We start from the raw sequence: 24,102 nt of genomic DNA, 5'->3' as shown, positions 1-24,102 counted from the left end.
AGATAGAAAAGGTGTTTCATATGGCTGGACGGATTCCTGAAGATTTTATTGCGGAAGTTCGCAGTAACGTTAATATCGTGGATGTAATCAGCCAATACGTCTCACTTGAAAAGAAAGGCAAAGACTATATCGGTCTTTGCCCTTTTCATCAGGAAAAAACACCATCTTTTACGGTGAACGAGGAAAAACAGTTTTTTAAATGTTTTGGTTGCGGTAAGGGTGGCAATGTCTTTAAGTTTTTAATGTATAAAGACAATCTAACTTTTCCTGAAAGTGTTCAACGAGTTGCTGAATTCGCTCACATTGCAATGCCAGCTGGTTATAATGCAAATGGTGGAACAAAATTAAGTCCCATTATGCGTATTAATAAGGACGCGGTAGACTTTTATCATCGTGTGTTGTTAACTACCAAAGCTGGTGAGCGGGGGATGCAATATGCAAAAAAACGTCAATTAGATTCTGATACACTTGAGCATTTTAAAATAGGCTATGCTCCTAAAGAAGATAATGTTTTAATAACTTATCTAAGAGGTAAGGGGTATAAGGATAACGAATTAGCGCAAAGTGGTTTATTTGTACAAACTCAGGACGGTCGATTATTTGATCGTTTCCGCGATCGCCTTATGTTTCCTTTAGAAGATGAAAATGGTCATTCCATTGGATTTTCTGGACGTCGAATTTCAAATGATAAAACTGAAGCTAAGTATATGAATAGTCCGGAGACTGAAGTTTTTACTAAGTCTAAAGTTTTATTTCATTTTGCGGAAGCCAAAAAAGCGGCTCGTAGTGAAGATCATCTAGTTCTATATGAAGGGTATATGGATGTAATTGCTGCTTATAAAGCTGGAATCAAATCCGGTGTTGCTTCAATGGGGACTAGTTTGACTGATGATCAAGTTTACATGTTGCGTCGTGTAACTCCAAATATTATTGTCAATTATGATGGTGATGATCCGGGGGTTCACGCTGAAGAACGTGCAGCACGAATGTTTAGTAAAGACGGCAATTTTAATTTAGGAATTGTTGTCCTGCCAGAGAAGCTTGATCCAGATGAATATGTAAGAAAATATGGCGCTGAGAAGTATCGAGGAGAAATAAAGGGTGCTTTAACTCCCACAGATTTCTTTCTTAAGAGATTAGCTCAGAAATACAATTTAGATAATGATCGCGAAAAAATTACATATTTAAATGAAGCAGTTAAAGAAATTAGTCAGGTTAAAAACCCAGTTGAACAAGATATGTATCTGGAAAAATTATCTAGATCAGCTGGTGTATCGCTTAATTCTTTAAAAGCTAACTTAGCTCGTGAGCGGCGGAAAAATAATCGTGCTCGCAGTCATACTCGAACTCGTAATCGTGATTATTATGCTCAACAACCAAATGATTTAAATCTTGGTGATCCTGCTACGAGTGTAGACACATTGCCGATTCAGCAAACAGAAGTGCAAAAACATCCCAGTCAGTCACGTTTGCTTTATTTATTTATTCATTCGGCAAATGCTCAACAGTATTTACAGGAAGGTAAGTTTCATTTTCCTGATCAAGATTATGAAACTTTATCCCAGTTATGGCTAAAATTTGCTGCAACGCATGAGAATCCACAAATTGATAGTTTTTTAGATTTTATTCCTGAGCAACTTCAAGGTATAATAGTAGATGCTGAACTAGCACATATGCCGAAGGATTTTACAATTCAAGAAATTAATGAGCACGTGTTTGCACTTCAAAAGCGCAGCATTTATTCCCAGCTGAATGAGCTTCAAAATCAATTGCAGGATGCTAAGCGCAGAGAAGATGTTCAAAAAACAATAGAAGTTACTCAAAAAATTATTGAGTTGAAGAGAATCTTAGGTTAATTAAGGAGGCTTTTTAGTGGCAGAAAAAGAAACTACACAAAAACTATCTTTAGACAAGATGGTTAAGAAAGTCGTTAAGGACGTTAAAAAAGACAAGATAATCACAGAAAAAGATTTCACTGCTCGTCTGATTAAGCCATATAATTTGCAGGGTAAGGCTGTCGATCAACTAGTACAAGAGTTTGAAGATAACGGTATTAGTATTGTAGATGAGAATGGGGATCCATCACGACTAGCCTTAAAGAAACAAAAAGATGTTGAAAAGGCTGAATTAAAAGATATGTCTGCACCATCCAGCGTTCGAATGAACGATCCAGTGCGGATGTACCTGAAAGAAATTGGACGTGTACCTCTTCTTACTGCTGATCAAGAAATTGCACTTGCCAAAAGAATTGAAGAAGGGGACGAAGAAGCAAAGCAAGAATTGGCTGAAGCTAACCTTCGTTTGGTAGTTTCTATTGCTAAGCGTTATGTGGGACGTGGAATGTCATTTCTTGATTTGATTCAAGAAGGTAACATGGGGCTAATGAAAGCCGTAGATAAGTTTGATTATCGTCTTGGATTTAAGTTCTCTACTTATGCTACTTGGTGGATTAGACAAGCTATTACTCGTGCTATTGCAGATCAGGCTCGTACAATCAGAATTCCTGTCCACATGGTTGAAACGATCAACAAGTTGATTAGAATTCAACGTCAATTGTTACAAGACTTAGGTCGTGAACCAACTCCAGAAGAAATTGGTGCTGAAATGAATATGTCAACCAATAAGGTTCGTGATATTCTTAAAATTGCACAAGAGCCAGTTTCTCTTGAAACTCCTATTGGTGAAGAGGATGATTCACACTTAGGTGACTTCATTGAGGATAAGGATGCAACTAGTCCAGAACAACATGCTTCTTATGAGATGCTTAAGGAACAACTTGAACAAGTACTTGAAACTTTGACTGACCGTGAAGAAAATGTTTTACGTTTGCGTTTTGGTCTTGATGATGGCCGTACTCGTACTTTGGAAGAAGTAGGTAAGGTATTTGGCGTAACTCGTGAACGTATTCGTCAGATTGAAGCTAAGGCTTTAAGAAAGCTTCGTCACCCAAGTCGTTCAAATCAATTGCGTGACTTTATGGATTAATTATCTAGATCTATAAAAAAGACGTTAAGCATTTGCTTAACGTCTTTTTTTGATTTGCTTTATTGTTTGCTGACTTTTCCTTTAGCGATATCATCTTCAATGATCTTCATTGGGTTGAGCCAAGTACCATTGTCTTTCCAGTAGTAGCGACATGGTACACCATGTTTATCAATGTATTTCTTGTCTGTCTTAGTTATTCCTAAGTGGATGTGAGAACCGGTTAAGCGACCGATCTTTTGGCCTAACTTAATCTTTTGGCCCTTCTTTACGTAAATATCTGTGATGCTGAGAAAACCTTCTTGATAGATTTCTACATAGCCATCATCAGAAATCACCCAAACATATAAGCCAAGGCCTGGAGCATACTTAACTTTATGAACTGTCCCAGCATGCACAGCATAAACAGTGGAGTGTCCTACTTCGCTGAAGCCGAAGTCGTAACCATCGTGGAAGTAACTCTTAGTAGGGTAGTAACGTCTAATTATGTCAGTTTCACCGAATTTTTGACCTGATTTAAATTTTATTTTCTTTTCGTAAAGGCGTTTAAAAGGATAACCCCAGGTAACCTTATGAACTACTTTTTTCTTCTTTTTAGGCTTTTTCTTTTTTACGACTTGAGTCTGAGGTCTATTGGCATTTAAATCAAAGTGCCAAAGCGGTACCGAAGCAAAAATAATAATTGCAATTAATGCAATAAAAAGCGATACTTTGCTTTCTGTTTTTTTCATCTAAAAAAGTTCATCTCGTTTTCCATCAAGCATATGTTCACTAACATTAGGATCGAAAAATACAGGTAAATCATGATCAAAATTATAAGCTAGCTTATGTTGCTGCAGCTCTTCTTTAGTCATCCAAGTTAAAGTCCCTTCGTCTGATGCCTTGACTGTCCCCTTAAATTTATCGGCAACATAGAAAAAGACTAAATAACGTTCATGATTTTTATCATAGAACTGCTTTACTCCAACAAATTGGGGATGAGAAATGGCCAGTCCGGTTTCTTCTTTGATCTCTCGAACAACAGAATCATTAAAAGACTCATGTGGTTCAACGTGACCACCAGGGAAGGTAAGGCCTGGCCAAACTGGATCGTTGCGGTCCAAAACTAGAATTTTATCTCCATTTTTGATCATGCACATGTTAGTTAAAGTTACTGTCTCAGTTCTTTTCAATGCAAAAACCCACTTTCTTTGTACGATTATAGCAAAACATGACTAAAAACAACTACTAAATATGCTAAAATTTGATTAAACATACTCTTTATGGAGGATTAAATGAACTTAAGATTAAATACGCTGGCAAAAATGGTTGATCCGGACAGCAAAGTTGCAGACATTGGAACCGACCATGCTTATTTGCCAATTGAATTAGTTAAATCAGGAAAAATAAAATTTGCCATTGCAAGTGATGTAGCTGAAGGTCCGCTTGAAAATGCTAAAAGTGATATTGCAGAGGCAGGTTTAAGTGACCAAATTGAAACGCGTTTAGGCAATGGCTTGGAGACTATTACTCATCAAGATCAAGTAGATACTGTTGTTATTGCTGGTATGGGCGGTAAATTAATGGTAGATATCTTAGATACAGCTTGGAGTAAAGATTTTCAATTTAAGAATTTAGTGCTTGAGCCTAATATCGGTGAAGCAGGTGTACGTAATTGGCTAATGATGCATAATTATCAAATTGTAGTTGAAAAGTTAATTGCGGAAGCAGGCCACACTTATGAATTAATTAAGGCAGGATTAACTTCAGACAAGCATGATTTAACTGAAAAAGAGATTTTATTTGGCCCATTTATCATGCGTGAAAAAAATCCAGTCTTTTATCAAAAGTGGCAAGGGCAATTGCAATATTATGAAAAATTGCTGCAAAATTTGAATAAAGCACGCAAGAAAGATGAAGACCGTATTAATGAAGTTGAACATAATATTCAACTGATTAAGGAGGAATTAAGCGATGACTAAAGTTAAAGATATAGTAGAACGCTTGAGACAAGATTTCCCAGAAGACATTGCTTCTAAGGGCGATCCTGTTGGCATGCAAATTGGTTCAATGGATGCTGATGTTACTAAAGTAATGACTACTTTAGATGTACGTCCGCAAGTAGTTGAAGAAGCTGTCAAAAAAGGTGTTAATTTTATTGTTAGTCATCACCCAGTAATGTTTAGACCAGCTCGCAATTTGAACTTTGCCAATGCGCAAAATGCAATGTATGGCGAGATTATCAAAAATGGAATTACTGTTTATTCAATTCATACCAATTCTGATAAAGCTCAAAATGGTTCTGCCGATTGGCAGGCTGAAGAATTAGGATTAAAAGATGTAGAGCCATTTTGTTTAGATGATGATGGCATTGCAATGGGACGTAAAGGTAAGTTGCCTAAAACAATGTCAGCTTATGATTTTGCCTATTATGTTAAAGATAAAATGAACATTAAGATGGCTAGACTGATTACTGCAGATAATGAAAAACAAATTTCTACTGTTGGTTTTATTTGCGGTGATGGTGGTAAATATTGGACTAGCGCTTTAGATGATAATCTAGATGCCTTTATTACTGGTGACGTTTACTATCACGTAGGTCATGATATGATTTCATCAGGCTTAACAGTTGTTGACCCTGGTCATTATACTGAAAAATTGTTTAAATATAAGGTATACGATCGTCTCAAGAAATGGAACGAAGAGAATAACTGGAATGTTTGCGTTGAGCTTTCAGAAGTTTCAACTAATCCATTCCAAGATTTGTTTTAAATAGAAAGAGGACAGAGTAAATGGAATACCCAAACTTGTTACCAAGATTTTTAAAGTATGTAAAAGTAAATTCACGTTCAGATGAACATTCAGATCGTTTTCCTTCAACTGAAAGAGAAGAAAACTTCCAAAAGAACGTCATTATGAAGGATCTTGAAGACTTAGGTTTAAGTGACATTCATTACAACCAAAAAGCAGGTAGTGTAATTGCTGAAATTCCTTCAAACGTTGACTATGATGTTCCAGTAATGGGCTTTTTAGCACACAGTGATACTGCTGACTTTAATTCAGAAAATGTTAAGCCACAAATTCATGAAAATTATGATGGTAAAAGCAAGATTCAATTAGGTGACTCAGATTTTTATCTTGATCCCAAGGTCTTCCCACACTTGAAGAATTACAAGGGCCAAACTATTATTACTGCCTCAGGCGATACCTTGCTTGGTGGGGACGACAAGTGTGGTGTTTCTGAATTAATGACTTTTGCGGAATACTTAATGAATCATCCAGAAGTTAAGCACGGTAAAATTCGTTTGGCATTTACTCCTGATGAAGAAATTGGTACCGGTGCAGAACATTTTGACGTAAAAGATTTCGGAGCCGATTTTGCCTTTACTGTTGATGGTGAAGCACCAGGTAAGTTGGACTGGGGAACTTTCTCTGCTGCTCAATTTAGTCTTGATATTCAAGGGGTTAACGTTCACCCAGCTGTAGCTAAAGGTCAAATGATTAACGCTGTGCAAGTCGGAATTGATTTTCATAATCAGTTACCTGAACACGATCGTCCAGAACACACCGATGGTCGTGAAGGTTTCTTCCATTTGTTGAGTTTTAATGGTACTGTTGATAACGCTCATCTGGATTACATTATTCGTGACTTTGAACGTGATGGACTTGAAGACCGTAAGAATTTGGTTAAGTCAATCGTTAAAAAGATGAACGATGAATTTGGCGTTGAACGTATTAAGCTTCAAATGAATGATCAATACTACAATATGGCTGATGAATTGAAGAAGCACATGGATATTGTGGATTTAGCTAGGGATGCATACAAGGCAGAAGGCTTAGAAGTTAATGAAGATCCAGTTCGTGGTGGTACAGACGGCTCTCAATTAACTTACATGGGTTTGCCATGTCCTAATATTTTTGCCGGTGAAGAAAACATGCATGGCCGCTACGAATATACTGTGCTTGAATCAATGTATAAAGCGGTCGATGTCATGATTAAGATGGCAGAATTAAATGCGGAAAGAGCTAAGTAGTGAAACTATTTTAGTCATAATCATTTAAAATATATACTTTTAAACAACATGAAATCATTGATAAACCAATGAATTGTTTTGAACTTTATCTTATAAAAATAATTCACTGCTATTATTAAAAGCTTATACATCCTTTATTAATAGGATGTATAAGCTTTTTTTATTATTTTTCTAAATTGTGAAACAAATTTAATGCTTGCAAAAAGGCAAAAAGATAGTTATATTATGAGTGTAATAGATATGTAATACAGCTAAAAACAGAAGGTGAGTAAATGGAATTTAAAGATAATATTCCCATTTATCTTCAAATTGAACAATATTTATATCGTCAAATTGCTTTGGGGAAGATGAAAGCAGGAGAGAAAATCCCATCTGTAAGAAAGTTAGCACTTGAATTGACAGTTAACGTTAATACAGTTCAACGTGCTTTGCAACAGATGAACGATCAAGGCATTCTTTACACTAAGAGAGGCGAAGGTAATTTTGTTACTGAAGATATAGAATTATTAGCCAAAACTAAGCAAACATTGATTGATAATCAATTAGATGAGTTTGTTCAGAATATGGCTAAGTTAGGTGTTGAAAGAGATAGTTTAGTGACAGTTTTGGAAAAGTATTTAAAGGAAAGTGAGGAGTAAAATGTCAGATTTATTACAGGTCAAAGATTTATCTTATAAAAAGAATCAGAAGATGATTTTAAAAGATGTAAATTTAAATCTATCTTCAGGTAAAATCGTTGCTTTATTAGGTGAAAATGGTGCTGGTAAGACGACTCTGATGCGAATTATTGCCGGCGTCGCAAAGAATTATCGCGGTGAAGTCAATCTTGAAGGTTCAACTAAAGAAGCCGAGAGAAAGGCTAAATTGTCCTTTACTGATGGCTTAACTGGTTTCAGTGACTCCACTAAGATTAAGGACGTGGTTAAGTTTTATGCCATCATTTTTCAAGATTTTGATGAAAATGAATTTACTGAATTACGTAAGTTCATGAAGCTTGATCCAGAAATGAAACTCAGTCAATTATCACGTGGTATGAGAGAAAAGTTGATTATTGCATTGACCTTTGCACGCAAAGCTGATTTGTACTTACTTGATGAACCTTTTGGTGGAATTGATGCGATGGCACGTAAGAAGATCATCAACTCTATTATTCTTTGGAAAGAAGAAAAGGCCACAATTTTAATTTCAGATCACTTTGTCAACGAAATTTCATCATTGCTTGATGAAGTAGTTGTTGTAAAAGATCATACAGTTCTAGAACATAAATCAGCTGATGATATCCGTCAAAATCATAAGAGCATTGAAGAATACTATGAAAGTTTTTATGCAGATGAGGATGATGAATAATGACTAGTTTCAATACTTTGTTCAACAGGATGTTTCAAGAAAAAAGTAGGGCAGTTTATCTAATTTATTTGATTCAAGCATTTTCAAGTTTGTGCTTTTCGCTTTGGATGATTTTTTCCATGAGAGGCGAACCCAATGTCATGATGATTAATGGTCATCGTGAGGTAACTAACCATTTGATTGCTTACTTATTGATCTTTGGTGTCATGATGTTTATCACATCATTTTTTGCAAACTTTGTCTACTGGATTATTTCATCCGTTAAGAATGAAAAGATTAACCGTAGTCAAACTTGGCGACTGATTCCTATTAATGATACTGAATTTTTGCTAAGTAATTTTGGGACTGCTTTTATTTCTTATCTGTGGTTAATCATCTTGGAAGGAATTACCGTAGCAGTTACTTGTTTACCTGTCTTAACGGTGAATGAAGTTAGAAAGAATTTGTCTGGTTTCTTTGAGGAAAGTCACCGCTTAGCTGTACAAGACTGGTGGAGTCTGCTTGGAGCTTTAGTTTTAGTAATATTACTCGGTTATGCTTGGTATGCCATTGTTAGCCTTATTAACTTAAGCAGCCGCAGTATTATGGACTTTTTGCCTAACGGTTCTAGCAAATTTATTATGTTTATCGTTAGAGTAGTAATTATTATTGCGATTATTTGGTTATTAAGTAAAGCAACTACAGTTGTTTTTGGTGCAATTAGTAATTTTATTCCATTCTTAGCTGATGGTAATAATGATTTGCAAATGAGTGGTACATTAGTAGCATTTTTACTCTTTGATGTGGTAGTAACCTTGATTGATATTTTGCTCTTGAACAAATTTGTCGAAGCAAAGCAAAATTAAGGAGGTACTTATGACTAGTTTTTCGGCCTTATTTAGGCAAATGTTTGTCCAGAAACGACGCTATGCTCATCTAGTATTATTGGTACAAACCTTTGTAGTGATTTTTATTTTTTTAATGGATCTGATCACTAGCAACAATTTTGCTAAAGGCTATTTGGTGTTTGGTCAAGGTTCACATCCTAGGTTTTGGGATGTTATTTTGGCCTTAGGAATAATGACTACTGCTATTGGTGATGTTGTTTTTCTTGGCTTACTTTGCTGGCAAAATGAAAAGATTAATTTGAGTCAGACTTGGCAGTTGATACCAGTATCAAGTATTAAGCTTTGGTGGATCAATATTTTTACCAGTTTGGTTGAATGCGCATATATCTTTGTCATTCAAGTTGTGCTGGGGATCATTGTCTTTGTAATTGATTGCCTTAGCTATGGCTATAATATAGTCAAAATTTTCAATCAAACCTCCGGCTTCAATTCATGGTCTGATTATGCAGGCTTTTTTGAATTGATCTTTTGGCTAATTGGATTGGTTTTAATCATCTTTTGTTTTGTTAGTTTTGCCAATTTTTTGACCAGAACTATTACAGATCAATTACTTGGTAAGAACTCAACTGTGATCAAGATTTTTGTTATGGCAATCTTGGTAATCGTAGGTGTCACCATTGCCTTTAGAATTAATGATCAAATAACTACGATGTATATCAATCATATGATGAAAAATCGAGCATACAGTGGTGATACATTCCCAATGATTACTATTGAATACTTTGTTGGTTCACTAATTTTAGGGATAGTTAACTCTTACTTAGTACAAAAATTCGTTGAACCCAAGATAAGATAGGAAAGTGAGAAACTTGACTAGTTTTTGGAATTTATTTAAACAGATGTGGTTACAAAAACAGCGTTATATTTATTTGCTGTTTGTAGTTAACATTTTTACAGTCATTTTTATGACCGTATTGAGAATAACCATGCCCAGTAACTTTTCAGTTAATTCAGGTTTAACAGGATACTGGGAAGATACTTACATGTGGCTGACCATCTATTTTGACATTGCCTTTTGTGCAGTGACCTGCTGGCAAAATGAAAAGATTAACTTGAGTCAGAGCTGGCATTTAGTAGCTGCTGATGAAAGAAAGACTTATCTAGCCAATGTGTCTACAAGCATGGTTGCCTGTGCTTTGTTCTTTTTCTTGCAACAAATTATTAATGGGATCTTGTTGCTGCCAGGTTACGGATTAAACAGTTTTATTCAAGTCTATCGAGATTTTCAGCTTTGGCCAGCACACTATGATTTAATGAGAGATGTTTTATTACATTGGCTCTTTATCATTATGATCATTTTACTTATTTATCTTTTTGTTAGTTTTGCTAACTTTGCTTCAAGGATGATCACAGATTTTCTTCCATTTAAGAGCACGTTGTGGATTAGATTACTAGTAATCGCAATCTTAGTAGTTGTTGCTGTGTATTCAGGCTTAATTATTTTCTCTCATTTAGAAACTTTGATCGATATTAAGCGCATGTCGCCTCACGCTAATATAATTTGGCAGTATGATCCAATGTGGTTGGACACATTGATTTTATTTATTGTTAATCTTATATTTGACAGTATTGATCTCTGGTTTGTTCATAGCTTTGTGGAACCTAAAATCGCAAATTATTAAAAAAGCAGTCATCATTAAGATGGCTGTTTTTCTTGTTATAATGATTTTGAGGTAAAGTTATGAAAGAAGAATCATTATTTTCTTTAGCAAATCAAAATCAAAATACGCCATTGGCAGACCGCGTGCGTCCACAATCCTTAGCAGATTTCGTTGGTCAAGCTGATTTAATCGGTCCAGATAAGATCTTGCGTGAATTAATTGAGAAGGATGAGGTGCCCTCATTAATTCTATGGGGACCACCTGGCACAGGCAAGACAACTCTTGCTGAAATCATCGCTAAACGCACGAAGGCGCATTTTATCACCTTTAGTGCGGTTACTTCTTCAATCAAAGATATTCGGAAAATTATGGAAGAGGCAGAGCAAAATCGCCAATTTGGTGAGAGGACAATTGTCTTTATTGATGAAATTCACCGTTTTAATAAAGCTCAACAGGATGCTTTTTTGCCGTTTGTGGAGCAGGGGAGTATCACATTGATTGGTGCTACAACCGAAAATCCTTCTTTTGAAGTAAATTCGGCGCTTTTAAGTAGAGCGAAGGTATTCGTGTTGCACTCTTTGACTACCGATAATATCATTCAACTTTTAAAACAAGCGTTAAAGAATCCAAATGCTTTTCCTGAATTTAATATAAAAATATCAGATGAGGCTTTACGTAAGATTGCAATCTTTGGTAATGGGGATGCACGTAGCAGTCTAAATACTCTTGAAATTGCCGTTTTGAATGGTAAAAAATCTGGTAAGACTGTTGTAGTTGATGATGATATTTTAAGTCAGTTAATTGATACTAAATCTTTACGTTATGACAAACATGGTGAAGAACACTATAATTTAATTTCAGCTTTGCATAAATCAATGCGTAACAGTGATGTTGATGCAGCTGTTTACTGGGTTAACCGTATGATTGAGGGCGGAGAGGATCCTTTATATATTGCTAGAAGACTAGTTCGTTTCGCTAGTGAAGATGTGGGTTTAGCAGATACCAATAGTTTAAATGTCGCAATTAATACTTTTCAAGCATGTAAATACATCGGTTTGCCAGAATGTGGAGTTCATTTAACAGAATGTGTGATTTACTTGGCCTCTACACCAAAATCTAATTCAGTTTATGTAGCACAAGAAAAGGCAAAGAAATTAATTAAGAAGACAGGGAATCTCCCAGTTCCATTGCAGATTAGGAATGCACCAACTAAGTTGATGAAGGATTTGCATTATGGTGAAGATTATCAATATGCTCAAGACAGTCCGGATAAATTGACCAATATGAAAACTATGCCGCCAGAGATAGAAGACGAGGTATTCTATCATCCTAGTGATCAGGGAAATGAGATTCGATTTAAGAAGAGGCTAGCTCAAATTAAGGCTTGGCATGAAAAACACGGATAAAAAAGGCTTCACTCAAATTAAGAGTGAAGCCCTTTTTATGATTACTAATTAAGCATTAGCAGACATATAGTCATAAAGTTGATTAATTTCTTCGTTGGTGAATTCCCCATCACCAGTTTTCATTGCATGCACCTTTTCAACAGATAGGTGACTAGCAAAAGCTAAATCAGTATCATTAACATGGTGTTTAACTTGAAAATCAATAATTGCATTCGATAATTCTTCTTGTTGCTCATTCATAATAATCTCTCCTTACACTTTAATTTTAATCAAATTATATACAAAATAAAACTTTTAAATAATTAAAATGTTTTCCACTGAGTAAATGGCCAGTAGCGGAAGACAACTTTCCCAATAAGTGCACTCCGTTTAACAAAGCCAAAGTAACGAGAATCTTTAGAAACATCTCTATGATCACCCATGACGAAGTAGTGATTCTTAGGTACTTTTTCTTTTAATGTAAAATTGTTAGTATATAGTTCTCCTAAACGATGAGCTTGCTTTTCATACTTGTTATTCAAATATGGTTCAGCGATTTGCTTACCGTTAATGTAAAGCTTATCATTTTTTGAAGTAACCATATCGCCAGGTGTGCCAATTACACGCTTGATATATAAAGCGCCTTTTTGATCAGGAGCTTTTAAAATCACAATATCATTGCGCTTAGGCGTAAAATGACGAACGGCAATTAAACGATCACCATTTTCAAATGTTGGCTGCATTGAGGGGCCAGAAACTGTTTCATTTGAAAGGAAAAAGCTAAATACAAAATAGTAAATCCCCATCAAAATCGCAAACATAATGATTATATCGAGAACAAAATGACCTATGCTTTCTTCGTCTTCATTTTTCTTCTTAGTTTTTTCTCCCATAAACAATCTCCTTTTATTTGCTATTTTTATTATAACTGATTTCTATGACTTTGAATGGTAAAATCATTAGGTAAGGTAGGAAGATATGACGAATTATTTGCACAAATTAACTATGTTAGATGATGAAATTAATCATCCTCTGATACATGGTCAAGTAGAAGAAATAAAACAAATTGATCATTACGTTGGTAATGGTAAGCCGTTAAAAGCCGCACCAGATAAATTGGGATTATTACCAGATCAATTTGAAGATGTTTTAAAAGAAATCGGAAATAATCAAAAAAGAAAATTAACCGATATTAATAACTTATTTAATAATTTTCGGCAATACTTATCTTTGAAATATGGCATTTGGTCAATAGCCAATTTAAAAACGGCAGCTTTGATAAAAGATAAGATGCAGATTGATACTGCTTTGGAAATTATGGCTGGCAATGCTTATTGGTCAAGTACACTAGCAAATGTTGGAATTCAAACAATAAGTACGGATTCCTTAGAATGGGCTAAGACTTCATCAACAGGTGCGGAGCCATTTCATCCAGTTATTAATTTAGAAGCAGCGCAAGCAATAAAAAAGTATTCCGATGTGGATTTGATTCTTTGCTCTTGGTCACCCAATTTCGGTCAAAGTGATCTTACGGCAATTGATGCATGGCAAAAATATAGTAATGCAAAGCATTTTATCTTCATTGGTGAAGAAGATGGGGCAACTAATTCGCCAGAATTCTGGCAACGTAATTGGTTTAAACATACAGCAGCTTTGAATGAAATTAATAGTTCATTTCAAAGTTTTGATTTTATTGATGAACGGATATTTGAGATAGATAATGAATTTTAAAAGAATTTTTTTACTTTTAGTACCGTTAATTATGTTTTTGGGAATAGGCACTATGATTTCTAATATTCAATCTGATTATGCAGATGAAGTATTAGAAGCCCATGGGCTGACTAACAATACACGCTATTTTAGAACAGATAGCGATGAAAGCATTAGTTCTTTTTTACGTTACCTAAATAAGAACTATAAAAATCATAAGATTCAATTACACTTCGATAGTAATTATGAAAAAAAGCAGGTCTTAGTCTGGAGTAATCATGTGGTAAAAAGTTTGCCGACAGAAACAGGACGCTATTTTTCTCCAGATGATTTTGAAGGGAAAGTCTCATTTGCTGTATTAGGTCCTACCGCTAAGATCAATGTTTTAGAAGCACAAAATAATAAATATGTTGTTTTAGGACGAAATTATTATTCTGTAATTGGCACGTTTAAAAATTATCCTCAAGTTGAAATGGATAAATATTATCTGAGCACAGGAGTAAATCAGCCTACAGCACGAGATCAGTTAAGAAATTATAGGATAGTGATTGATAGTACTCCGTATGTAATTAGTAAGATAGCTAAACATTATCACACTAAGCTTCATATTCCTTCATTTGTACAGGAACATCACCGTGACCGCTTGTCAGTATTGCCTAATATTTTAATGTTAATAACTTGCATGATACTAGGTGTGGTAACTAATATAGTACTTGCAATTTTAATGATGCGACAAGCTAAATTAACCCACCTTCATGGCGATTTATTCCGCAATTGGGTAATTAATCGTAGTGCTCGTACTTTAATGGTAGAAGGCGTTTGTGGACTTTTAGCATATATCTTTTTAAGATGGCATGCATTTTATTCAGTGGCTAGTGTGTTGAGCATAGTTTTACTTGTGGCATGGCTAATGAATGTAGTGGCATTTTGTATCACGTTATATCACTTAATAAGAAAGGATAAAAAAGTTGTTAAAGCTACCCGTTGAATTTAAAGAAAAATACGAAAAATTATTAGGCGATAAAGAAGCGACAGCACTTTTTACGGCAATGAATGAAGAAAGCAAAAAGGCTTTTAGAATTAATACGTTAAAGAATCCGATCAAATTATCTTATGACTTAAATAAACCAATTCCTGATCTTAGGGATGCATATTATGGCGAAATAAGCGGTGAAGATCCTGAATGGGTAAGTGGATACGTTTATTCGCAAGATCCTGCTGCGATGTTTCCTGCTGCGTTGAGCGGTGTTAAGCCTGGAGACAGGGTATTAGATCTTTGTGCTGCTCCTGGTGGGAAAACAACTGAATTAGGAGAGCAGCTAGAAAACGAAGGACTGTTAGTTGCTAATGAAATCTCTGGCAGTAGAGCTAAAGCTTTAAGAGAAAATATCGAGCGTTGGGGAATAAGTAATGCACTGATTACTAATGAAAGCCCAGAAAAACTTTCGCCAGTATTTTCTGATTTCTTTGACGTAATTTTAGTTGATGCTCCATGTAGTGGAGAAGGGATGTTTAGAAAGAATCCTGAAGCAATTGATTATTGGGCTCAAGATTATGTTTTGACATGTCAAAGAAGACAAAAAGATATCTTGAACGAAGCAGTTAAGATGCTCAAGCCAAATGGACGCTTGATCTATTCGACTTGTACGTTTGCTCCAGAAGAAGATGAACAAATTGTTAGCTGGTTAGTTAATGAACACGATTTTAGTATTTTAGATACTGGAATCAAAGATGAAAGAATAAGTCTAGGTCATCCTGAGTGGAGTGATAATAATCAAGATTTGACCAAAACGCTTAGATTTTGGCCACAAGATGGAGTCGGTGAAGGTCAGTTTGCTGCTGTATTGCAGAAAAATGGTGGCAATGTAGAAGTTGTAACCAAAAAGAGTAAAAAGAAAAAGCAAAAAAAGAATCCATTGCGTTTGACTAAGAACGAACAAGAACTAGTTGCAGAGGTGATTAATCAATTTAATTTGCCTACTAGTTTGAGTGATTGGTCTAAAAAAGCAATGGTTAGAAATGATCATGTCTTTATTCCTGCGATTGTTTTACCTGAAAAGACTAAGCTGCACATTGTTAATAATGGTGTCGAATTAGGAATTCTAAAGAAAAAGAGATTCGAACCGGGTCATCAACTTGCAGAAGTATTAGGTCAATTGGAGCAGACATGTGTAGTTGATTTGGCAATCTTGGATGATTACCAAAAGTACTTACATGGAGAAACGATTAAGGTCCAAAGTGATTTGCGTGGTTTTGTGCTGGTTAGTTATAGTCAAATGATTTTTAGTTTTGGCAAAATTACTGGTAATGGAATTTTGAAAAATTTCTATCCTAAAGGACTTAGAAAATAATCGCGGCAGTTGCGGCTATAAAAGAAATTTTTCGACTGTTTCTCAATCTTCGGCTTGGACCGTAAGAAAAAGAACTAAATAAATATTAAAAGGATTAAGCATTAGATCCGGGGATCAGGAATGCTTAATCCTTTTTCTTTTCTACAATAAAAATAAAAGTAAGAAAGATATAGAGGCCAAAATAATAAAAATTATGTAAAATAAAAGCACTAGATTGTCTAGTGCTTTTTTGATATTAAATTAATTGATCTATTTGGTTCTTTAGTTGTAGATCATAGTATTTTTTTATTTGGGGTAGGGATGCCAAATCGTTTTTACCATAAATCGCAATTAAAGCAGCTAATTCATCTTTCCAATCGCTGATTAAGGTTTGAAGTCCCTCAAAACCATTCTTGTTGAATTCCTGCAAGAATACATTAGAAATACCAACAAATTGTCCACCTAAAGCTAGCCCTTTTAAAATATCTAGCGGGTTACATACACCACCTGAAACAATAAAATTAACGTTTTCTTTTTGTGCCATTAAGGCTGAAACAACAGTAGGTAATCCGATGTCTTCTAGATAAGAAACATCCCGTGAATTACGTGCATTTTCAATTTGAGCGAAATTTGTTCCCCCAGCACCTGCAATGTCAAAGTACTTAATGCCATTTTCTTTAAGCAGGTGAATGCTGTTTTGATCAAGACCAAATCCTACTTCCTTAATAATCACGGGGATGGAAATTTGATCGAGGATATTCTTGATTTTATCGAGCCAAATAAAGTCACGATCACCTTCTGGCATTGCAATTTCTTGGACTGTATTAAGGTGAATCTGTAATGCATCAGCTTGCAATTCATTTATTGTTTGTTTAATCGCACTAATGGGAGTTTCTGGATTAACATTGACAATTAAAACGCCATTTGGGTCTTCATTGCGAGCAACATAAAAACTTTCTAATTGATCCTTTTCCTTAGCTAAAATGCTAGCAGAACCAAGAGCTAGAGCAATCTTTTCTTGATGTGCGATCTTTCCCAGAGCCTGATTAATTATTAAGGATTGTTTTGATCCACCTGTCATTGCATTGATAAAAAAAGGAGCAGAAACGCTCTTGTTGAACATTTCTGTTGCCAAAATAGTGCGATCAACTTTCCTCTCTGGTAGAGCAGGGCGTAACAGATGCATTTGATCAAAACTATTATATTTTTCTTCATTAAAAAACATCTGAGCTAATTTCAGATGTTCTTCTTTTCTTTCAGATCTAATTGACATATTGATTCTCCAATTAGTGAGCAAGGCTAATTTGGTGAACTCTAAAGTTCAAAGGTAAAATCCCATTGCGGCGCCATTCACTCTCTAATGCATCAACATCAGTGTCAGCACCAGTAATTACAATACCGCAGTCACCATTACCAGCACCAGAAGTTTTAGCGGCACCACCAAAGTCTTCAGCAATTTTGATTAATTGAGTCAAACGTGGAATTTCAATGGCAATTTGGTTAATTTTAGCAAAATGTTGTAATAAATGACGATTAACACGAATTTGCTTCTTTATTAATGGAATATCATTTGCCTCAAAGCCGGCAATCATCTTTAATACGCATTCTCTAGAAGCAGCTAAGAAGTTTTTGTATTCCATATTTAAAGCTGCCTTATTAGCGTTGGTTTCATCAACTAAACGAGAAGTTGATGCTGGCTTTTGACTCCAACCAATCATTAATTTCATATCGTGAGGTGGGGTTAGCAACTCAATCTTAAGTCCTGGCCAAGCTTCATTTATGACTTCTGATAAGGTTTTATTAGTTAGTTCATATTGTAGCCATTTTTTATCAAAAGTTTGGTAGGCTAGCCAACCACCATAAACACTAGCTGCAATGTCACCAGCAGAACCATTACCTTGGACAGAATAATGGGAAATGGCAGATAATTTATATACTAGTTCATTGCTCATTTTGACACCATAGAAGTGTAAAATAGCTTTAACCGTAGCTACAGTGACAGCGGCACTTGAACCTAAACCATACTTTTTACCATCAGCAGAATCTAGATCTGAATTAACATGCAGATCGTAGACTTTCATCTTAATGTTTTGTTCAATACAATATTGTTCTGTGTAAGAAATTGCAGATAAAATGTATTCAAATGGGTTATCACGATTATCGATTACCATCTTAGAACCTTGACGGATCCAGTGAATAGAATCTTGTGAATATTGTTTAGAGTGGATTAAGCCCGTAGAAGTCTTGCTTTTAGTAATTGAAACACGTACAAATTGATTTACGGCAACTAAAACAGCAGGACAGTTTTGTTCTAAAACGGCGTATTCTCCAGCGATATATAATTTTCCGGGTGCTTTTTCTGTTATCAAAAGAATTAAATCCTCGAATCTAATTAACTTTCTATTACAACGATTAATCCAAGTAGGTAATACCAGGACCAAAATTTGCAATCACTATATTAACATTATTAAATACTGACTTAAAGCGTTCAACAATTTCTTTGCTATTTCTTAACCGGCAAAGAACTTTAATGTTTGGACCAGCATCTATAGTATAGTAGCATTCAATTCCTTCCTTGCGAAGATCTTCAGCTAATTTAATGGCGCGAATTGTATCTGGTTCAAAGTACGTAAATTCAGGTTGAGCGGTTAAATTGATGGCATGCATTTCATTAGCATTTAATTCTGCTAGTTCACCTAATGCGGTAAAGTCATTATTTTTAATGGCCGTAATCATTTGCTTTAGTTCACTTTCATTGCGTTCAAGCCAAGGCTTAAAGAAAGGAGAAGATTGTGCTTCTTTCATGCCGCTAGTAGAAGAAATCTTCTTTTGCTTAGTGTTTAATTCTACAGCCAAAAGGTGTAGATCCATTTGAGGATGTTCATCTAAAGCATATGCATAAGAACTTTCGTCGGAATCTCCCTTTTGCCAAACCGAGAACCCACCAAAAATAGAGCGACATGCGGAACCAGAACCGATTCGTGCTAAACGTGACAACTCTTTTTTGTCAACTTGGATATTATAGCATTGGCAAAAAGCAGCTGCCAATGCGGCGAAGGCTGAACTAGAAGAGGCGAGTCCAGCAGAGGTTGGAACATGATTAACAGATTTAACGATTAAGTTGTCATGAAAACCAAATTTATTTTGAAGTTTGGCCAAATATGAAAAAACTCGTTGGCTTTGTTTAGAATCTTGCTTTTTTCCATTTAAATAAAAAGCAGGATCATCGTTTGTCTTTTCGATTGTAGTATCGGTATAAAAAGCATCTAGTGTCATTGAGAGACTAGACATTAAGGGAAGTCTTAATTCCGCATTTGCTTTACCCCAATATTTAATTAAAGCGATATTTGTATGAGCACGTACTATTTTTGACATTAAATTTTCTCCACCCAGTAGTTACTAATTAGATCTTGACATTTATCCGCAATGTTTTTGGCGATTTCTTGGTTCTCGCATAGAGCAATAGTAATTCCGCCTAAGCCACCACCAGATAATTTGAAGCCAAGGGCACCATTATCTAGAGCAATTTTTTGTAATTGATCAATTTTGGTAGTTGAAATATTAAAAGAATGCAAAATCGTTTGTGCTTCATTAAAAATATTACCTACAGTTTTGATATCATGATCAATCCAGGCTTTTTTTGTCAGATCAGCTAATTCGCCTAAGCGTTTCATATTAACATTTGCCTTTTTTGATTCACTTAAAAGTTGACTTACTTGAGTAACAGCCTTCTTAGTATTGCCTAATTCTCCAGTGTCCATAATTAAAAGTGTAGCACCTAATTCAGCTTGTAAAACTTTGGGTCCCATTTTTTTGTTAAAAAATACTAAGTAGTTGGAATTAACTGTAGCGGCATCAAGACCAGAAGCCTTGCCGTGATTAATCATTTCTGCCTGATTGGTAACTGCCATAATTTCAGATTCAGATAAATTTAAAGAAAAGAATTCGTTTAAAGCCTTTGTAGTACCTAGAGCAACTGTAGCGCTGGAGCCAAATCCTCGTTCCATAGGGATTTCTCCAGTATATGTGATCTTTAATGGCTCATCGTTGTTTGCCTTTTTTTGCATAGCTTTGACAACATACTTCAGACCATCATATTCACTCGGAGCATCATAAAAAGAGCCATGGTAGCGTGCGGTATCCATCCACATTTTAGAATTGTTTTCGACAGTAGTTTTAATATGCAAAGCTTTGATAGGCATCGCTAAAGCATCATAGCCGTAAACAACAGAATGTTCACCAATAATAATTACTTTCCCATGAGCTAAAAAACTAGTTTTCATTTTTTAATCATCCTTAAAATAGATTTAATAAAAGATATCAACCTTGCTATGATAAAATAATAAACAAGGAAGTGCGAACAAATGATCAAAATTTTAACAGGACGACAAACTGACCCATTACAAGAAAAAATTCTGGCCTCAGCAATTGAAAATTATCAAAAGCACCCAGAAAACAAAACTTTTATCATCGTTCCTAATCATATTAAGTTTACCACAGAAGTTAGAGCGATTAATAAACTTGCATCTAAGAAAAAGCAAACGGAGACAGCAGTCAAAAATCTGTACGTGTTATCGTTCTCGCGTTTAGCGTGGTTTTTCTTAAAAGATGCTGAACAGGGATTGCCTACACAATTAGATGATGCTGCTAGTGCGATGTTGCTAACCCATATTATTGAGGAAAAGCAAGACGAGCTGATTATCTTTGAACAGAGTAATTCAGGGATGGTACGTCAACTTTATAATACGATTTTACAAGTGTATGACGGCAATTTGGATTTGGATAACATAGATGAAACTAATTTAGATCAAGAAACTAAAAGTAAAATTCATGATTTACGGATTATTTATAATGCTTTTATTGAGGAAATAGCGGGCAAATTTTCAACTAAAAACGAAGTACAAGTACAGTTGAATGAAATTTTAGCTAAAAATTCTGATTTAAAACATGTTAGTTTTTATTTCTGTGATTTCTCTCATTTTTCTCTGCAGGAAATGTTAACTATTCAAATCTTAATGAGAAAAGCTAAAGATGTAACACTGGCTTTTAAAACGAGACTAGGAAACATCAATCCTAAAGCTGAAGAAGGAGATTATGATTACGTCATTCAACAAACTATCCAGCGATTAGTTTCGTTTTTGCAAGAGAGAGATATGGATTATGTAGCAAATGAATTTCCGATTGCTGCTGAGCCTACTTCACGTGAAATCCTAAACAGCCTTTGGACAGAAACGATTCCTAAAGTTGATGAATTAAATCAAGTACAACTTGTTAAAGCTGATTCTCGGTATGCGGAAGCATATTTTGTTGCGCGAACAATTTATCAACAAGTGGCTCTGAATAATTATCGCTATCGTGATTTTCTAATTTTGGCACCAGATTTGAAAGAATATGAGACATATTTAACGCCAATTTTGCGGCAAAATAATATTCCTTTCTTTAATGATTTGCAGCAGGAAATGAAATATCACCCTCTAGTTGTATTGATTGAAAATCTGTTCAATTTACGTGACTTAAAGGATAGTCCATTTCAGACGCAGAGTATGCTTGCCATATTAAAGACGCATTTGCTCATCCCATCTTGGTATAAAGAAGAAGCTGAGTATATTCATGATGTAGATGAATTAGAAAATTTTGTTTTAGCTCACGGAATTAATCATAATTTGTGGAAAAAACATTTTGCAGATTTTGTAAGTGCAGAAGTTATCAGATTAGACAAAATTGATGAAGAAGTGGTCAAAATTGATCGATTACGTGGTTATTTGGTAGATAAAGTTACAAATTTGTTTACTAAATTAGAGCAAGAAAAGGATAGTCAAAAAGCTCTAACCATATTCTTTGATTTTTTGACTAAGAACGGAATTGCTGAGCGTTTAGAACAATGGCGCGATGATGCGAATGAATCTGGTGATTTGCAACAAGCACAGCAACCTGAACAATTATGGGACTTGCTGATTCAATTATTGAAAGATTATCTGGCAATTAACCCAGAGCAATTTGATTTAGATGAATTTTTTAATATGATGATTAGCGCATTCAAGGAAGCTGCTTTCTCGCAAATCCCTTCAACTCTTGATGCTGTCAACTTATCAGAAATGGGAATGGTTCAAGCCAGTGGGTATAAGCAAGTCTTTATTATTGGTGCGACAAGCGGAAATTTACCTGCAATTGAAAAAAAGCCAGGTTTTTTGACGACAGAAAATTTAAATCAATTGCAAAGTAGTTTTGAATCTGATGCATATTTGGAAGATAATCAGCGACTAAATAATTTAGATCAAAATTATCAGTTTGGCTTGTCTTTAGCCTTAGCGCAGGACAGAGTGTATATTTCTTATCCTGTTTTAAATGCATCAAATGAGAAATTAGATCCGTCAATTTATTATCAGCGTCTACAAAATTATGGTGCGCCTGAATTTAGTCAACATGATCTACCAGAAAAGATGCAGGATCTTTTATCTTTCATAACTAATCCTGATGCGAGCCTAGGTTACTTAGCCTATATGAATTCTAATGCTTCATCTGATGCAATAAATGAACTTCTAAGAATTACACAGAAATATTTACCACAAAAAGTAAAAGTTGTGCTTGACGCAAGCGACTTTGATAATCAGCCTGAAGATATCGGAGAAGATTTAGCAGCGGAACTATATGGTAAGAATTTGTATTCATCAGTTTCACAGTTGGAGACTTTTTATGAAAATTCTTACGAGTATTTCTTGACCTACGGGTTAAAATTACGGCGCCGCTTTGAAAATGAATTTGATGTTATTCAAGCCGGAAATTATTTCCATGAGACATTTGATCGGTTAGTTAAGCGATTGAATGAACAGCATCTTGATTTGGCCGATTTAAGTAGTGTAGAGCTTGAGCAGCAACTTAATCAGGTTAGAGATGTTATCAAGGATGAAAGTAAATATGCTCAATTGATGAATGACCCGTTTAACCAGTATTTATTCCACTGTTTAGATCATACGACTTCCAAGGTAGCTCGAAATTGGCGTAAATCACTAACTGAAACACCGCTGCGAGCCAAATATTCTGAATTAAGTTTTGGTTTAGATCAAAAAATTAAAGGTATCAGTTTAGATATTCCGGATTTAGCTGGTAATCATCAAGTTAATTTACGCGGGAAAATAGACCGAGTAGATTTAGCTAATTTTGCTAATAAAGATCAAGTTTTAGCGCAAGTGATCGATTACAAATCTTCTGCTAAAAAATTTGATTTAGGGATGTTTTATAACGGTATCGCCCTTCAGATGGTTTCTTACTTGGATGTTTTAACTAATAATAATCATTTCTTTGCGGAAGAGGACAAGCTTTCGCTATTAGGTGCTTTTTATCAAACAGTTACTAGACAGCTAGAAAGGCTAAATAGTAATAAGTTAATTGATAGCAGCTTAAACTTACGTGAAAATGCAATGGATAGTAAGCCTAAGTTGATGTATACGGGCCTAATTAGTAATAATCCGGAAATTTTGTTAGAAGCTGAGCCATTATTAGATGGTAAGCCTAGTCAAGCTTCTCAACTTTATACAGGAGTAGGAACCAAGGCAAAAGGCGGCTTTAAATTGCCAGCAGATCGTAACTTTAGCGAAGAAGAAATTCAGTTGCTATTGGAATATGATGAATATCTTATTAAAGAAGCTTCTAGACAGATTTTATCTGGTCAAATTGAATTAAATCCATATCGTTATGGCAGGAGCAAAAATGCTCTAACATATTCAGACTTTAAAGATATTTTCTTCTTTGACGCCATGCTTAGACATAATCAATATCACGAGATTAGCAACATGAGTAAGAGAGATTTGTTAGCTAAAATTAAGGAAAAACTAGGAAAGAAGGATTAG

23 protein-coding genes are annotated in these 24,102 nt (G+C 35.0%); 15 read left to right on the top strand and 8 right to left on the bottom strand.

The genetic code is table 11. The annotated features are described in order from the left end of the window. Positions 1-20 precede the first annotated feature (20 nt). On the top strand, positions 21-1,856 hold the full coding sequence (dnaG, locus tag FC37_RS04915; RefSeq protein ID WP_025005646.1) for a DNA primase: 1,836 nt from the start codon (positions 21-23) through the stop codon (positions 1,854-1,856). 16 nt (positions 1,857-1,872) lie between these two features. After that, positions 1,873-2,985, top strand: a complete 1,113-nt coding sequence (gene rpoD, locus FC37_RS04910; RefSeq protein WP_056945521.1) for an RNA polymerase sigma factor RpoD — start codon at positions 1,873-1,875, stop codon at positions 2,983-2,985. 59 nt (positions 2,986-3,044) lie between these two features. On the opposite strand, the gene FC37_RS04905 is transcribed toward rpoD, so the two are convergent. Both FC37_RS04905 and FC37_RS04900 read right to left on the bottom strand, forming a co-directional pair. Then, on the bottom strand, positions 3,045-3,713 hold the full coding sequence (locus tag FC37_RS04905; protein WP_025005647.1) for a M23 family metallopeptidase: 669 nt from the start codon (positions 3,711-3,713) through the stop codon (positions 3,045-3,047). Then, positions 3,714-4,154 carry an 8-oxo-dGTP diphosphatase gene (locus FC37_RS04900; protein ID WP_056945520.1) on the bottom strand — a complete coding sequence of 147 codons (441 nt, stop codon included), beginning with the start codon at positions 4,152-4,154 and terminating at the stop codon, positions 3,714-3,716. Positions 4,155-4,256: 102 nt separating this feature from the next. Here FC37_RS04900 and FC37_RS04895 point away from each other — a divergent pair, with 102 nt between their 5' ends. The 9 genes from FC37_RS04895 (at position 4,257) to FC37_RS04855 (ending at position 12,236) form a co-directional block, all read left to right on the top strand. Continuing rightward, positions 4,257-4,943 carry a tRNA (adenine(22)-N(1))-methyltransferase gene (locus tag FC37_RS04895; protein WP_025005648.1) on the top strand — a complete coding sequence of 229 codons (687 nt, stop codon included), beginning with the start codon at positions 4,257-4,259 and terminating at the stop codon, positions 4,941-4,943. After that, a complete protein-coding gene (locus tag FC37_RS04890) occupies positions 4,936-5,733 on the top strand; it encodes a Nif3-like dinuclear metal center hexameric protein (protein ID WP_056945519.1) in 798 nt (265 codons plus the stop codon). Before FC37_RS04895 ends, FC37_RS04890 begins: the two co-directional genes overlap by 8 nt. A 20-nt stretch (positions 5,734-5,753) precedes the next feature. Beyond that, positions 5,754-6,995, top strand: a complete 1,242-nt coding sequence (gene pepT, locus FC37_RS04885; RefSeq protein ID WP_025005649.1) for a peptidase T — start codon at positions 5,754-5,756, stop codon at positions 6,993-6,995. A 272-nt stretch (positions 6,996-7,267) separates the two neighbouring features. Next, complete coding sequence (locus FC37_RS04880) at positions 7,268-7,633, top strand: GntR family transcriptional regulator (RefSeq protein ID WP_025005650.1); 366 nt, start codon at positions 7,268-7,270, stop codon at positions 7,631-7,633. Between the two features lies 1 nt (position 7,634). Beyond that, entirely contained in the window at positions 7,635-8,342 is a 708-nt protein-coding gene (locus tag FC37_RS04875; RefSeq protein ID WP_025005651.1) for an ABC transporter ATP-binding protein, read from the top strand. Next, positions 8,342-9,187 (top strand): hypothetical protein, encoded by an 846-nt coding sequence (locus tag FC37_RS04870; protein WP_025005652.1) that lies wholly within the window; start codon positions 8,342-8,344, stop codon positions 9,185-9,187. The genes FC37_RS04875 and FC37_RS04870 overlap by 1 nt, the downstream gene beginning before the upstream one ends. 10 nt (positions 9,188-9,197) lie before the next feature. Further along, positions 9,198-10,025, top strand: a complete 828-nt coding sequence (locus FC37_RS04865; RefSeq protein ID WP_025005653.1) for an ABC transporter permease — start codon at positions 9,198-9,200, stop codon at positions 10,023-10,025. Between the two features lie 13 nt (positions 10,026-10,038). Further along, positions 10,039-10,851 (top strand): hypothetical protein, encoded by an 813-nt coding sequence (locus FC37_RS04860; protein WP_236697281.1) that lies wholly within the window; start codon positions 10,039-10,041, stop codon positions 10,849-10,851. A 59-nt stretch (positions 10,852-10,910) separates the two neighbouring features. Then, complete coding sequence (locus tag FC37_RS04855) at positions 10,911-12,236, top strand: replication-associated recombination protein A (protein ID WP_025005654.1); 1,326 nt, start codon at positions 10,911-10,913, stop codon at positions 12,234-12,236. A 48-nt stretch (positions 12,237-12,284) separates the two neighbouring features. On the opposite strand, the gene FC37_RS04850 is transcribed toward FC37_RS04855, so the two are convergent. Together FC37_RS04850 and lepB are read right to left on the bottom strand one after the other, a co-directional pair. Then, positions 12,285-12,476, bottom strand: coding sequence for an LBP_cg2779 family protein (locus tag FC37_RS04850; protein WP_003627439.1), 192 nt, complete (start codon positions 12,474-12,476; stop codon positions 12,285-12,287). 62 nt (positions 12,477-12,538) lie between these two features. Continuing rightward, positions 12,539-13,108, bottom strand: a complete 570-nt coding sequence (gene lepB / locus FC37_RS04845; protein ID WP_025005655.1) for a signal peptidase I — start codon at positions 13,106-13,108, stop codon at positions 12,539-12,541. Between the two features lie 85 nt (positions 13,109-13,193). Between lepB and FC37_RS04840 the strand changes: the two genes are divergently transcribed. From FC37_RS04840 to FC37_RS04830, 3 genes are read left to right on the top strand one after another with little or no spacing between them, the layout of a single operon-like run. After that, a complete protein-coding gene (locus FC37_RS04840; RefSeq protein WP_025005656.1) occupies positions 13,194-13,946 on the top strand; it encodes a hypothetical protein in 753 nt (250 codons plus the stop codon). Next, positions 13,936-14,913, top strand: coding sequence for a hypothetical protein (locus FC37_RS04835; RefSeq protein WP_056945518.1), 978 nt, complete (start codon positions 13,936-13,938; stop codon positions 14,911-14,913). Before FC37_RS04840 ends, FC37_RS04835 begins: the two co-directional genes overlap by 11 nt. Then, the gene (locus FC37_RS04830) at positions 14,894-16,276 is read left to right on the top strand and encodes an RsmB/NOP family class I SAM-dependent RNA methyltransferase (protein WP_025005657.1); all 1,383 of its coding nucleotides are present in this window, start codon (positions 14,894-14,896) and stop codon (positions 16,274-16,276) included. The genes FC37_RS04835 and FC37_RS04830 overlap by 20 nt, the downstream gene beginning before the upstream one ends. Positions 16,277-16,511: 235 nt before the next feature. Here the strand turns inward: FC37_RS04830 and fni are convergent, their stop codons facing one another. The 4 genes from fni to mvk are packed head-to-tail and all read right to left on the bottom strand — an operon-like array spanning position 16,512 to position 20,538. Next, positions 16,512-17,528 carry a type 2 isopentenyl-diphosphate Delta-isomerase gene (gene fni / locus FC37_RS04825; RefSeq protein ID WP_025005658.1) on the bottom strand — a complete coding sequence of 339 codons (1,017 nt, stop codon included), beginning with the start codon at positions 17,526-17,528 and terminating at the stop codon, positions 16,512-16,514. A 13-nt stretch (positions 17,529-17,541) separates the two neighbouring features. Continuing rightward, positions 17,542-18,624: a phosphomevalonate kinase gene (locus FC37_RS04820; RefSeq protein WP_025005659.1), complete on the bottom strand. Its 1,083-nt coding sequence runs from the start codon at positions 18,622-18,624 to the stop codon at positions 17,542-17,544. 43 nt (positions 18,625-18,667) lie between these two features. Then, positions 18,668-19,630 (bottom strand): diphosphomevalonate decarboxylase, encoded by a 963-nt coding sequence (mvaD, locus tag FC37_RS04815; RefSeq protein WP_025005660.1) that lies wholly within the window; start codon positions 19,628-19,630, stop codon positions 18,668-18,670. Next, positions 19,630-20,538 carry a mevalonate kinase gene (gene mvk / locus FC37_RS04810; protein WP_025005661.1) on the bottom strand — a complete coding sequence of 303 codons (909 nt, stop codon included), beginning with the start codon at positions 20,536-20,538 and terminating at the stop codon, positions 19,630-19,632. Before mvk ends, mvaD begins: the two co-directional genes overlap by 1 nt. Positions 20,539-20,619: 81 nt before the next feature. On the opposite strand from mvk, the gene FC37_RS04805 reads away from it, so the two are divergent. Beyond that, entirely contained in the window at positions 20,620-24,102 is a 3,483-nt protein-coding gene (locus tag FC37_RS04805; protein WP_056945517.1) for a PD-(D/E)XK nuclease family protein, read from the top strand.

This window comes from Lactobacillus gallinarum DSM 10532 = JCM 2011 (assembly GCF_001434975.1).
Classification (GTDB): Bacteria; Bacillota; Bacilli; order Lactobacillales; family Lactobacillaceae; genus Lactobacillus; species Lactobacillus gallinarum.
Note: the sequence above shows the minus strand (reverse complement) of the source record. Positions and strands in the feature narration are given on the sequence as shown.